Annotated in this window: 12 protein-coding genes; 8 read left to right on the top strand and 4 right to left on the bottom strand. The window is 33.4% G+C overall.

What is annotated here, in order from left to right; all coding sequences use genetic code 11:
* Positions 1-242: 242 nt before the first annotated feature.
* Together A5893_RS05015 and A5893_RS05020 are read right to left on the bottom strand one after the other, a co-directional pair.
* A complete protein-coding gene (locus A5893_RS05015) occupies positions 243-923 on the bottom strand; it encodes a hypothetical protein (protein WP_068821473.1) in 681 nt (226 codons plus the stop codon).
* 109 nt (positions 924-1,032) lie between these two features.
* Positions 1,033-1,341, bottom strand: coding sequence for an ATP-dependent Clp protease adaptor ClpS (locus tag A5893_RS05020; protein WP_232456802.1), 309 nt, complete (start codon positions 1,339-1,341; stop codon positions 1,033-1,035).
* A gap of 122 nt (positions 1,342-1,463) precedes the next feature.
* On the opposite strand from A5893_RS05020, the gene dacB reads away from it, so the two are divergent.
* The 8 genes from dacB to hemH all read left to right on the top strand — a co-directional run bounded on the left by dacB (position 1,464) and on the right by hemH (position 9,567).
* Positions 1,464-2,858: a D-alanyl-D-alanine carboxypeptidase/D-alanyl-D-alanine endopeptidase gene (gene dacB / locus A5893_RS05025; protein ID WP_082911336.1), complete on the top strand. Its 1,395-nt coding sequence runs from the start codon at positions 1,464-1,466 to the stop codon at positions 2,856-2,858.
* Between the two features lie 50 nt (positions 2,859-2,908).
* Positions 2,909-4,375: a 1-hydroxycarotenoid 3,4-desaturase CrtD gene (gene crtD / locus A5893_RS05030; protein WP_068821474.1), complete on the top strand. Its 1,467-nt coding sequence runs from the start codon at positions 2,909-2,911 to the stop codon at positions 4,373-4,375.
* 24 nt (positions 4,376-4,399) lie between these two features.
* A complete protein-coding gene (locus tag A5893_RS05035; protein WP_068821475.1) occupies positions 4,400-5,023 on the top strand; it encodes a lysophospholipid acyltransferase family protein in 624 nt (207 codons plus the stop codon).
* A 110-nt stretch (positions 5,024-5,133) separates the two neighbouring features.
* Positions 5,134-6,120, top strand: a complete 987-nt coding sequence (locus A5893_RS05040; RefSeq protein WP_232456803.1) for a glycosyltransferase — start codon at positions 5,134-5,136, stop codon at positions 6,118-6,120.
* Positions 6,117-6,758, top strand: coding sequence for a carotenoid biosynthesis protein (locus A5893_RS05045; RefSeq protein WP_068821477.1), 642 nt, complete (start codon positions 6,117-6,119; stop codon positions 6,756-6,758). Before A5893_RS05040 ends, A5893_RS05045 begins: the two co-directional genes overlap by 4 nt.
* Positions 6,759-6,795: 37 nt before the next feature.
* On the top strand, positions 6,796-7,644 hold the full coding sequence (locus tag A5893_RS05050) for a 4-hydroxy-3-methylbut-2-enyl diphosphate reductase (protein ID WP_068821478.1): 849 nt from the start codon (positions 6,796-6,798) through the stop codon (positions 7,642-7,644).
* Positions 7,645-7,865: 221 nt separating this feature from the next.
* Positions 7,866-8,558 (top strand): fatty acid desaturase, encoded by a 693-nt coding sequence (locus tag A5893_RS05060; RefSeq protein WP_232456804.1) that lies wholly within the window; start codon positions 7,866-7,868, stop codon positions 8,556-8,558.
* Positions 8,551-9,567: a ferrochelatase gene (gene hemH, locus A5893_RS05065; RefSeq protein ID WP_068821481.1), complete on the top strand. Its 1,017-nt coding sequence runs from the start codon at positions 8,551-8,553 to the stop codon at positions 9,565-9,567. Before A5893_RS05060 ends, hemH begins: the two co-directional genes overlap by 8 nt.
* A gap of 64 nt (positions 9,568-9,631) precedes the next feature.
* On the opposite strand, the gene A5893_RS05070 is transcribed toward hemH, so the two are convergent.
* Together A5893_RS05070 and A5893_RS05075 are read right to left on the bottom strand one after the other, a co-directional pair.
* Positions 9,632-10,507, bottom strand: a complete 876-nt coding sequence (locus tag A5893_RS05070; RefSeq protein WP_068821482.1) for an SDR family oxidoreductase — start codon at positions 10,505-10,507, stop codon at positions 9,632-9,634.
* A gap of 404 nt (positions 10,508-10,911) precedes the next feature.
* Positions 10,912-13,506 (bottom strand): MGH1-like glycoside hydrolase domain-containing protein, encoded by a 2,595-nt coding sequence (locus A5893_RS05075; protein ID WP_068821483.1) that lies wholly within the window; start codon positions 13,504-13,506, stop codon positions 10,912-10,914.
* Between the last annotated feature and the right edge of the window lie 114 nt (positions 13,507-13,620).

The following is a 13,620-nucleotide window of genomic DNA, read 5'->3' on the forward strand; positions in this document are numbered from 1 at the left end:
AAATTTACGCAAAATAAGCTTGATTTTTGTTTCGTTATTTGTCTGCCTGCTACTTTGGTACTGGTCGGTAGGGTGACGCATAACGATTGGCGAATTTGTATTGTAATGGCATAGAAAGCAAAAACTTGTCTGCCCGTATAAACTTAGTTAATTGCGATGAAATAACGTAAAGCAGTTCAGCCATTATAATACAAATTTGTGGTTAGCTGCTGGGCTTTTATATTCCATGTTAAATTTCTTCTTTATAAGTTCCATTCTATATTGTCAGATTTCATTTTCTTTTGAATAAACTCATTGAAGTCAAAATAAAAAGATGTCTTAGGATAATTATTGGATTTAAGACTTTCATTTTCCGTCCAAGTTAAATGAACGATTGCAAATTGATTTTCAATATCGTTCTTTTTAATTTCAAAAAGTATATCGTCGTTAGTTCCATTTTTTGCAAATGCTGAAATTTCTGAATTTAATAATATGTGATGGTCTTTATTTTTAAAATTGAATACAGATTTAATTGGGGTAATTTCTTTTAAAAGTTCATCTTCATAAGCGAGTTTTTGTTCTAAAGTAATTGATTCCCAAGGTTCAAGAATTGTGTCATTTTTGAAGTTTAGAGTTTCAATATTGATTCCCATAATATCAATTCTTATAGGTTCATCTGGTAAGTCAGAAATGTCATCAAAAGTATATCCACCATGTGGAAACAGAAAATATTCATTCTCTAGGCGAGCATTAAACCTCAAAGAATTCCATTTTCTATAGTCAAGATTCTTAGAATCCCAAAATTCCCAAATAAATTTTTGGATGTCTTTGTAATAATTTTGGTTAGGTAAGAATTCACCATAAACACATCCCATACTCTCGTCACCGACCTGCAAGTCGACTGTTCCTATGATTGTCTTATGAGAATAAATGGTTGCTTTCATTACTTGATGACTTCTTTTAGTAGTACTGTCGTTTGAGCCTTGCAGCTAACATATATATCGGGGGTTATTTGGTTTTCAACTTCTCACTTTCAACCCCTCTAAAAAAAACCTAATCAACAGAAACGGTTAAACCTTCTTGCTGCAAAATTTTTCTGTAGACTTCCATTTCTGTAAAGGAGCCTTCTAAAATGGCGCATTTTCCATCGTTATGTACTGTCCAGGCTATTTTTTCTGATTGCGGTTGCGAGTAATCCAAATATTTCATTAAACAATGGATCACGTGGTCAAAGCTATTAACCTCATCATTCCATAAAATTAAGCGATGTACTACTTTTAACGAGCTTAAAACTTCATCTAAAGTAAAAGTCTCTTCTTGTGTTTGGGTATCAGCCATTTTGGTTGGCAAAGATTGTAGCATATTTAAAAGCTAAATTTAGTAAAAAATGGAAAAAGATTTTAAGATTTATTTAACGGGGTTTTATAAGTGCTAATTGAAATATAAATTCGTTTGTCAACCAACATCTTTTAATTTTGCTATTAATGAAAAAATCCATCTTCACTATTCTTGTTTTTTTAATCATCATCGCATCGGCGAAAGCCCAAACCTTAGAAAATAAAATTACTCACGCATTTGAAAATTTCTCTAAAACCGAACAATTAAAATATGCCACTATATCTTTTTCAGTTTTAAATGCAGCGAATGGTGACCTCATTTTTGCAAATAATCAAAATGTTGGCGTCGCACCAGCATCAACATTAAAAACTGTAACCTCTGCTACTGCATTGGCTTTATTAGGTGAAGATTATACTTTCAAAACAGAGATTGCTTATACAGGTGAGATTTTAAATGGAGTTTTAAACGGGAATATCATTATAAAAGGTGGTGGAGACCCCACATTAGGAAGCTCACGTTGGGATCAAACAAAAAAGCCTCAAATTTTAAATAAAATCTTATTCGCCTTACAACAAAAAGGAATTAAAATTATAAATGGAAATGTGATTGCAGAAGTAAGTAATTGGGATACGCAATCTTTGCCGATTGGCTGGGTTTGGGAAGATATTGGCAATTATTACGGCGCAGGAACATCGCAATTATGCTGGGGAGAAAATCTTTTTGAGTTGAGTTTTACACCGGGTAAAGTAGTGGGTTCTGATGTGAAAATTAATAGCTTAAAGGAAGTTTATCCTTTTTTAAATATCACAAATGAATTAAAAACTGGAGAAAATGGTTCTGGAGATCACGTTTTTGCTTACTCGGCTCCTTACACCTCAGAAATTTATTTAAGGGGAACTTATGGTAAAGATTTAAAAAAAGAAATTGGAGTTTCATTGCCAGACCCAGCTTTAGCAATGGCTTATGATGTTGCCGATTTTTTAGCTAAAAATGGTTTCCAAACAAAGCCAACGGCAGCAGCCAAAACGAAAGGAATTCAAAAAGATTTAAAACCATTAACAACAATTACTTCCCCTTCTTTAAAGGAAATAGTTTATTGGTTAAACAAGAAAAGCATCAACTTATTTGCAGAGCAATTGGTGAGAACAATAGGTTGGAAATTTGGTAAAAACGCCTCAATTACTGAAGGAGTGACTGCAATTCAGAAATTTTGGAAAGACAAAGGAATTGATATTGCAAGTTTAAATATTGTAGATGGTAGCGGACTTTCGCCGCAAAATAGAATAACTACTTTAACCATGACGAAGGTTTTATATCTGGCAAAAAAAGAAAACTGGTTTGATAGTTATTTTTTGAGTTTCCCAATCTATAATGATTTACATATGAAAAGCGGCACTATTGCAGATGTTTTAGGATACTCGGGTTATGTGAATTCGGCTGGTAAAACACCTCTTTGCTTTTCGATCATCATCAATAATTATAATGGAAGCTCATCGGCCATGAGGCAAAAAATGTTTGCTTTATTAGATTCGTTAAAATAAATGCTTCCCTTTAAAACAGGATGTGATTTTATTTTGTATTCTTGAAGAAGATGCCAAAAGCAATAATAATAGGAGCCGGAATTGCAGGGATAGCAACTGCTATAAGATTGGCAATTGATAATTACGAAGTTTCTGTATTTGAAGCAAATGATTATCCGGGCGGTAAATTATCTCAGTTTAATAAACAGGGTTATCGTTTTGATGCCGGACCAAGTTTGTTTACCATGCCGCAATACGTAGATAAACTTTTTAATTTGGCAGGTAAAAAGCCCTCAGATTATTTTGAGTACGAAAAATTAGAAGAGGTTTGTCGGTATTTTTGGGATGATAAAACACATTTAACAGCTTACGCCGATATTGATAAATTTGCAAAAGAAATAGAAAAAAACACCCAATCTACTCAACAAGAAATTAACACGTTTTTAAAGAAAAGCGAAACTATTTATGATGTCACTCATGAAGTTTTTTTAGAAAAATCGCTTCATCTTTTAAATACTTACACAAACGTAAACACGGCAAAATCCTTTTTAAGATTTGGAGAAATTGATGCTTTTAGAACGATGGCAAAAGCAAATCAATCTTTTTTTACCGATGCAAAAATGGTACAATATGCTAACAGGTTTGCTACTTATAATGGTTCAAACCCTTATCAAGCTCCGGCAACTTTAAATGTTATCCCGCACTTAGAACAAAATTTTGGGGCATATTTCCCTAAAAATGGAATGTACGCTATAACCCAAAGCCTGGTAAAGTTAGCAGAAGATTTAGGCGTAAAATTTTATTATAAAAAAAAGGTTGATGAGATTTTAGTCGAAAATAAAAAGGTTAAGGGCATTAAAATAAATAGTGAAATTATTGAGGCGGATGTAGTTGCATCAAATATTGATGTTTATTTTACCTATAAAAAATTGCTAAAAGATGAAGCCCAACCGCAAAAAATATTGAAACAAGAACGCTCTAGCTCTGCTTTGATTTTTTATTGGGGAATAAAGAAAGAATTCCCTCAATTGGGATTGCATAACATCTTTTTTAGTGATAATTATAAAGATGAATTTAATCATCTCTTTAAAAGCAAAACCATTTTTAACGATCCAACAGTTTACATCAACATTAGCTCAAAATTTAAAAAAGACGATGCGCCAAGTGGTTGTGAAAACTGGTTTACCATGATTAATGTCCCTAACAACATTGGACAAAATTGGGAGGTTTTTAAAACCGAAGCAAGGGCAAACATCATAAAAAAGCTAAATAAAAATTTAGGAATTGATTTAGAAAGTTTAATTGAAACCGAGGAAGTTTTGGACCCTGTTTTAATTGAATCAAAAACTTCATCTTATCGAGGTTCGCTTTACGGAACAAGTTCTAACGGAAAGTTTGCCGCTTTTTTACGCCATGCTAATTTCACCAAAAAAATAAAAAATCTGTATTTTGTTGGTGGCAGCGTTCATCCCGGAGGTGGAATTCCGTTGGCTTTATTATCTGCAAAAATTGTTGCAGATATCATAAAAAACGAATGATTAAATTAGCTGTTCAGTAAAAACATGATAGAACCTAAATCAAATAAATTAATTCACGGTTTCTTTTCCTGGTACATCAGCCATATCATTGGTTCTGATTTTGAAAAGTTTGAGTTTAATAAAGAAAAATTTGATGCAGATAAATCTATTTTGTTGTTATCCAATCATTTTAGTTGGTGGGACGGTTTTATCATCTTTCATCTTAATAAAATATATTTCAAAAAACATTTTCATGTAATGGTTTTAGAAGATACACTTAAAGAAGTAAAATTTTTGCCATATATGGGATGTTTCAGCATTCAAAAAAATGCAAAAAGCTTAATCCAATCTCTAGATTACGCTGCAAAATTATTAGATAATCCAAAAAATCTGGTCTTAATTTTTCCTCAGGGTGAGTTGCATTCTTCTCATGTAAGTTCGGTCGCTTTTGAAAAAGGAGTAGGAAAAATCATCAGCTCGTCGCAAAAGAAATTTCAGTATATTTTTGCTGCTGTCCTAACTGATTATTTTAATTTCAGAAAACCGAGCATCAAAATATCGTTAGAAAACTGGGAAGCACAAGAATACAGCAGCTTACAAGTCATAAAAAGTGCTTATAACAAGCATTATGAAAAATCGTTAAAAGAGCAATCTGAAATTAAGGTTTAAGCATGATTTACTTCTTTTACATTATATTTTTCTTTTTGATTTTGCGCTTTACGGTTACGCTTTTTAACTTTATTTCCAATCCAAAATTAACCCATTCTCCAAAAAATTATATGGATTTAGTTTCCATTTTAATTCCCGCCAGAAACGAAGAAGAGAATATTTTAATGCTTTTAAACTCTATTAAATCGCAAGATTATTATAACATAGAAGTAATTGTTTTAGATGATAATTCTGATGATGAAACTTATCAAATAGTAAATGAATTTTGCCAAACAGACAATCGTTTTAAAATAATTAAAGGAGAACCTTTACCACAAGGCTGGTTAGGTAAAAATTATGCTTGTTATCAATTAGCGAAGCAAGCCAAGGGCGATTTTCTGTTATTTTTAGATGCTGATGAAATGGTAAAGGATGGCTTGATTAATAATTCTTTATACCGAATGCAAATTGGCAAACTCAGTTTATTGAGTTTGTTTACCAACCAAATTACCAAAACTTTTGGCGAAAAAGCAGTAGTACCGTTAATGCATTATTTGTTATTGAATTTGTTGCCTTTAAGATTGGTAAAATTGTCAAAATTGCCTTCTCTATCTGCTGCAAGTGGACAATTTATGCTATTTCGAGCTCAGGATTATCATCAAAACCAATGGCATAAACAAGTAAAAGCCAAAGTTGTAGAAGATATCGAGATTATGAAATTAGTTAAAGAGAACAAGCTAAATGGCGAAGCTTTATTGGCTAACGGTTATATTTATTGTAGGATGTATAAGAGCTATAAAGAAAGCATTGAAGGGTTCAGTAAAAATCTTTTATCGGGTTTTGGTAATAGCATTTTTGGCCTTTTAGTTTATCTTTTCTTGGTAGTTTTTGGACCAATTTTCATCTTATTTTTTCTCAATTTTCAGCTATTTTATTTTGCAATAACTTTAATTATTTTTAGCCGATTGATGATTTCTTATTTATCGGGACAAAATGTTTTAATGAATATCATTTTTCACATTTTACAAATGATTAATTTATTGGTAATCGCAACCTTATCCATAAAAAAATCCTTAAGCAAAACCTTATACTGGAAAGGCAGAACGATACATACATGAAATATTTAGAAAAAACAGCCTTATCAAGAATTTTCATTATCATTTTCCATTTGGTAGGTTTTATTGGCTTTTCATTACCACAATACCACGATTTTTTCTTGTCTTTTGTACCCTTTCATTTGCTTTTAATGGCTGGCATTTTATTGGCTAACCAAAAAGAGTTTAACAAAAATTTTTGGTCGGCATTGGTATTTGTTTACGTCGGCGGATTTTTAGTAGAAGTTGTTGGCGTTTCATCAGGAGCAGTTTTTGGAGTTTATCATTATGGTGAAACATTGGGAATAAAGTTAGCCAATGTCCCATTATTGATTGGCGTAAACTGGTTTATCATCGTTTTTTGTGTTGGTGCTGTTTTAAAGAAATATCTGAAACATCAAAGGACTTTGAAAGCAGCAATTGGTGCGGTAATATTAGTTGTTTTAGATTTTTTAATTGAGCCAGTTGCAGTAAGGTTTGATTATTGGAGTTGGGAGAACAGCGAAATTCCATTACAAAATTTTATTGCATGGTTTTTTGTGGCCTTTGTTTTATTAAGAGTCTACTATGAGTTAGAATTTAGAAAGAGTAATCCTGTTGCACTAACTTTGATAATCTGTCAATTTCTATTTTTCTTAGGGCTTAATCTTACCGTTATCTGACTAAATTTTTTATATTTTTGTAGGTAATTATCATCACATGGAATATAATTTAAAAGTTACCATAGATCAAGATTCCGGCTTCTGCTTTGGTGTTGTTTATGCCATAGATATGGCCGAAGAAATTTTGGAACAAGAAGGTTATCTTTATTGCCTGGGCGATATTGTACATAATGATGAGGAAGTTATCCGCTTAAAAGCAAAAGGTTTAAAAATTATTGATAACGATGATTTAAAAACTTTACATAACGAAAAAGTACTGATTAGGGCGCATGGCGAAGCGCCAGAAACTTACAAAGTAGCTTTAGAAAATAATATTACGTTGATAGATGCTTCTTGTCCGGTAGTTTTAAAACTGCAAAATCGCATAAAAACTACTCATGATGCTAAAGAACCAGTCGTAATTTTTGGCAAACATGGCCATGCAGAAGTGATTGGTTTGCAAGGGCAAACTAATAATGAAGCCATCGTTTTTCAGGATATTGCAGAGCTAGATAATGTTGAGTTGCCTAAAACATTCACTTTGTATAGCCAAACCACTAAATCTACTGAGAAGTTTTACGACATAAAAAATCAATTAATAGATCGTGGTTATGAGATTAAAGCAAACGATACAATTTGCCGTCAGGTTTCTAACAGAGATAAAGAATTGCCGAAATTTGTAAAGAACTTCGACAAAATAATTTTTGTGTCTGGCAAAAAATCATCCAACGGTAAAGTACTTTACGAAGTTTGCAGAAAGCATAATCCAGCTACTTTTTTTATCAGCAAACCAAACGATTTAGAGAAAGCAATGTTTAATGAAGGGGATAAGATTGGGATTTGTGGCGCAACATCAACCCCAATGTGGTTAATGGAACAAGTGAAAGAGCAACTTGAAATGTATTAAATTGATAATATCAATTCAATATTTATTTTTTAAAAATATAAAGGATTAATAAACGCTGTTAAAAATATTTTTGGCGTTCCCAATCCGCTAGCTAGCGGATGGGTCGGGCTTTTCACTATATCTTTTTTGTTCCCCTTACACATTTTCCGAGGCACAAAAAAGGATGCCGTTCCAATCCCTAACGCACCTATAAAACCTAAGAAAACTTTATAAAACATCAATTGAAAAACTCAAAGGGAACATACATAGCAATAATCATCATCACTTTGTGGATGGTTAGCATTGTAATATTGATGAAAACTAATTTGAGTTTTACAAATCCTTTATTATATATTTTCGTTTTAATTCAAATGCATCTTTATACTGGACTTTTTATCACGGCTCATGATGCAATGCATGGTACAATTGCCCCAAAAAATCCAAAACTAAATATCGCCTTAGGGCAAATTTGTACAGCTTTATACGCATTGTTTCCCTTAAAAAATCTCCACTCCAAACACCATCAACATCATGATTTTGTACACACCAAAAATGATCCTGATTATCATGAAGGGAATTTTTTTGTTTGGTATTTTAACTTTATTAAACAATACATTACTTGGTGGCAAATTTTAGCAATGGCAATTATTTATAATATTCTTAAAATTTATATTCCAGAAAAAAACCTAGTTCTCTTTTGGGTGTTACCCTCTTTGTTAAGCACATTACAGTTATTTTATTTTGGTACATATTTGCCGCATAAAGGCGAGCATCAAAATAAATATCAATCTAAAACACAAGATAAAAACCATATTTGGGCATTTTTTAGCTGCTATTTTTTCGGCTATCATTATGAACATCATGATTCGCCTGGCACACCTTGGTGGCGTTTATGGCAAGTAAAAGAACAAAGCATCAATACAAAAAATGGGTAAAAAAGGAATTCTATTGGTAAATCTGGGCACTCCAGATAGTCCATCTACTGCTGATGTAAGAAAATATCTGGACGAATTTTTAATGGACGAACGTGTAATTGATATCAATGCAATTGGTCGTACATTATTGGTTAAAGGAATTATCGTTCCGTTTCGTGGACCAAAATCTGCTAAAATTTATAAAGAAATCTGGACAGACGCAGGTTCGCCTTTGTTAATAAATGGAAACAAAGTACATGAAGAAATTACAAAAAAATTAGGAGATGATTACATGGTAGAATTGGCCATGCGCTACCAAACTCCATCCATTCCAGATGCTTTAGAAAGATTTAAACAAGCTAAAGTTGATAGCATAAAAGTAGTTCCTTTATTTCCTCAATATGCTTCTGCATCTACAGGTTCTGTACATCAATTGGTAATGGAAATTGTAAGCAAATGGCAGGCAATCCCTCCAATTAGTTTCGTAAATAGTTATTATGATCATCCTGGAATGATTAAGGTTTTTGCAGATAATGCTCGTAAACATCTAGATCAAAAATGGGATCATATTTTATTCAGTTTCCACGGCATCCCACAAAGGCAAATGAGAAAAGCAGATGTTTCTGGCGAGCATTGCTTAAAAGTAGAAAACTGTTGCAGTGTGCTAACAGAAAATAATAAATACTGCTATTCGGCACAATGCCACCAAACCGCTAGATTAATTTCTGACGAATTAGGTTTAAAAAAGGAAGATTTTACCATTTGCTATCAATCCCGTTTAGGAAATGATCCCTGGATGAAACCTTATACCTCAGATATTTTAAAAGAATTAGCTGCAAAAGGAGCAAAGCGTTTACTGGTTTTATGTCCCGCTTTTGTGTCTGATTGTTTAGAAACTTTGTATGAAATTAGTTTTGAATACCAAGAAGAATTTGTGGAATTAGGAGGAGAAAAAATACAATTGGTAGAAAGCTTGAATGATAATCCAGCCTGGATTGATGCGTTAGAGGATATTATTTTGAATAAATAATTAAAAGCCGTCCGAATCTTGATTTAAGATTCAGACGGCTTTCTCTAAACTTAAATGAAGACGTTTAACTCCCCTTTGTTCCTCTTATCATTTTCTCCAATCCATCCCACATTTCATCGGTTACAACTTCTAAACCATTTAATTGACCGGCACCTTGCAACCATTCGCCGCCATCAATGGTAATCACTTCTCCGTTTATATAACCAGAAAAATCCGACAATAAGTAAGAAGCTAAGTTGGCTAATTCTTGATGGTGTCCAACTCTTTTAAGTGGGACACGATTTTTAAAATCAAATTTTTCAGCTAAATCTCCTGGCAATAACCTATCCCAGGCACCTTTTGTAGGGAAAGGTCCGGGTGCAATTGCATTACACCGTATTTGATAATGTCCCCATTCAGCGGCTAACGACCTTGTCATCGCTAATACGCCTCCTTTTGCACAAGCAGATGGCACAACATAGCCTGAACCAGTAAAAGCATAAGTGGTAACTATATTTAAAATGCTTGCAGGTTGTTTTTCTTTAATCCAATGTTTACCAAAAGCCAAAGTACAATTAACTGTTCCTTTTAAAACGATATCTATAATGGTGCTGAAAGCATTTGCCGAAAGGCGTTCTGTTGGCGAAATGAAATTTCCTGCCGCATTATTTAACAAACCATCTACACTTTTAAATCTTGCTAAAGTTTCCTTTAAAACGTTATCTACTTGGTCGGCATCACGTACATCGCAGGCAACTGCTAAAACCTTTCCACCCGTTTTTTCTTCTAATTCAGCAGCGGTTTTTTGCAAAACATCCAATTTACGCGAGGTAATGACAACGTTTGCCCCTAACTCTAATAAATAAGTGCTCATTGCTTTTCCCAAGCCAGTTCCGCCGCCAGTAACTACGTAAGTTTTATCTTTTAAGGCATTATCCCTTAACATTGGTTGGTTATACATGATGTTTATTTTATGATTAATAATTGGTTTCTGGTATTGAAATCAGATTGAAAATATACGAATAATAATATTGTTTATTGATTTGTGATCATGAAAAACAAGAAAAGATTTCTGGATAATTTAATTGTTTTTAACCAGTGTAAAGCCCTAATGCAAAAAAACTATATGACTTACGTTTTTTAAAAATCGTAAGTCTTAAAGTATTAAATTCTCTGCTTTCCGTCATGTCGAGGAAACGAGACATCTCATTAGCAAGGTTGCCATTCTACCTAATTCTTATTTGTGAGAGGTTCTCTCCGCTAGCTAGCGGATCGACATGATGGTTTTTTTATCCTGAAACCTTGGTTAAAATAGGAACAGACTTACGAAGTTTTTAAAACTTCGTAAGTCTTAACATGTATAAATTAAATCAATAAAGCAACCAAACCTGTCCATCCGGTTTGATGGCTCGCACCTAAACCTTTGCCATTATCACCATTAAAATATTCGTGAAAAACAATATAATCTTTAAAATGTGGGTCTTCCTGCAATTTTTTGTTATCACCAAAAACAGCCCTATTTCCATTTTTATCTTTTAGGAATATAGAAGTTAATCGTTTAGCTACCTGGTTTGCAGCATCTTCAATAGTAGCGTAATTACCAGAGTTGGTAGGCATCTCAATTTTAAAATCATCTCCATAGTAATCGTGAAAACGATGCATGGATTCTATTAATAAATAGTTTACAGGCATCCAGATAGGGCCACGCCAATTACTATTACCGCCAAACATACCTGTATCGCTTTCTGCAGGAGTATATTTTACATTAAAAGTCTCGTTTTCAATCTCAATCTCGAATGGGTTTTCTTCATAAATTTTAGAGATAGAACGAATTCCGAAATCTGATAAAAACTCATTTTCATCCAACATGCGTCGCAATAGGCATTTCATTCTATGCCCACGTAACAAACTCAATAATTGCATGTTACTGTTTCCATCTTGCCCAACCCATTTACTAACTAATGACGCTAAATCTGGTCTTTTTTGTGTAAACCATTCAATATGAGATACTAAGCCGGGAAGTTTCTCCCAATTATTTTCCTCTATTACTTCTACAGCGATAAGAGGCAATAAACCCACTAAAGTTCTTAATCTTAATCGTTTCCAATTGCCATCATCGGTGTGCAACATATCATAATAAAAACCATCTTCCTCGTCCCAAAGTCCAGCACCTTCTGTATTATTCATATTAGCCATTGCACCCGCTATATAAAAGAAATGTTCAGAAAACTTGACGGCCATATCTTCATAAACGGGGTGATGATAAGAAATTTCCATCGCTATGCGCATCATGCTAAGTGCATACATAGCCATCCAACTTGTGCCATCAGATTGCTCTAAAACTCCGCCACCCGGCATTGGTTTACTTCGGTCAAAAACCCCTATATTATCTAAACCTAAAAAACCGCCCTCAAAAATATTGTTGCCTTCTGTATCTTTTCTATTTACCCACCAATTAAAATTTAGGATCAGTTTATGAAAAACCTTTTGTAAAAATTCTATATCTCCTTTGCCTGTTTGCTCTTTTTCCATCTGATAAATTTTCCAGGCGGCAAGGGAATGTACAGGTGGGTTTACATCGCTAAAATTCCATTCATAAGCAGGCATCTGTCCGTTTGGATGCATGTAGCGCTCCATAATAAATAACAATACTTGGTCCTTTGCAAAGCCAACATCTATACTTGCCAATGGGATACAGTGGAAGGCTAAATCCCATGCTGCAAACCAAGGATATTCCCAATTATCGGGCATAGATATAATATCAGCTGCCATTACATGCTTCCAATCAAAGTTTCTCCCATGTTGGTGACTTTCTGAAGGTGTGGGTTCGCCTTTGTCTCCTTCTAACCAGTTTTTAACATAGTAATAATAAAACTGCTTACTCCATAGCATCCCTGCCCAGGCTTGGCGTTGCACCAATTTTTCGTCCTCACTTTTTTCGCCATGTTTCTCGTTGTAGAATTCATCGGCGAAAGCCAATTGTTGCTTATAGATTTTATCGAAATCTTTAAAAGGAGCTTCTGTTTTTTTATCGGTTAAGCGTAGTCTAATAGTCACGCTATTTTTCCCCAAGATTTCTTTTTGATAATATATTGCTGCTTTTGAACCGCTTTGCTGCGGACTTACTGCTTTTTTATTCCCATTAACCACAAACTCATGTATGCCATCTTTAACATAGGAAACTTGATTATCTATTCCGTATAATCTCTTATCATTGCTTTCATTTTCTGTAAATAAAAATGTTGCTTCTTCTTCCAAATAACAATAATAATTTTCCAATTTTTTGCTTTGGAGTAATAGAACATTGCTGTCCATTGTAGAAATAGTTGGCTTGTCTGCTTCGCTCCATTCTAATGTATTTCTAAACCAAAGGGTGGGTAAAAAATGTAAATTAGCTTTTTTGCTTCCTCTATTATGTATGGTATATTGTATTAAAATATCGTTCTCACTATTTTTAACATATTCTGTAAAAACGTCAAAATATTTATCCTCATCAAAAATGCCTGTATCAATTAGTTCATATTCTGGATCTTGTTTTCCTCTTTTTTGGTTTTCTTTTAATAGTTTTTCATAAGGAAATTTTGTTTGTGGATATTTGTACAAAAACTTCATATAGCTATGTGAAGGCACATTATCCAAATAATAATACATTTCCTTAACGTCCTCGCCATGGTTTCCTTCGTTATTGGTTAATCCAAAAAGACGTTCTTTTAAAATATCGTCTTCGCCATTCCAGTAAGAGGTAGCTAAACATAAAAACTGATTATCGTCGCTTAAACCTCCAATTCCATCTTCGCCCCAGCGGTAAGTTTTACTTCTCGCCATGTCATGAGTGATATAATCCCAAGCATCACCATTTTCGCTATAATCTTCACGAACTGTTCCCCATTGCCTTTCTGATAAATAAGGGCCCCATTTACGCCAAGTTTGAGGATTTTTAAGCTTTTCAGTTTCTTTCATGAGGTAAATTTTGAATAGTAATTAATTTTGAATTAGTGAATGATAGAAGGATTGAATGTTATTAAATTTCGAATTAATGAATGATAGGATGATTGAATTTATGTGAAGTTTTAG

The sequence above is a fragment of the Pedobacter psychrophilus genome (assembly GCF_001652725.1).
GTDB classification, from domain to species: Bacteria; Bacteroidota; Bacteroidia; order Sphingobacteriales; family Sphingobacteriaceae; genus Pseudopedobacter; species Pseudopedobacter psychrophilus.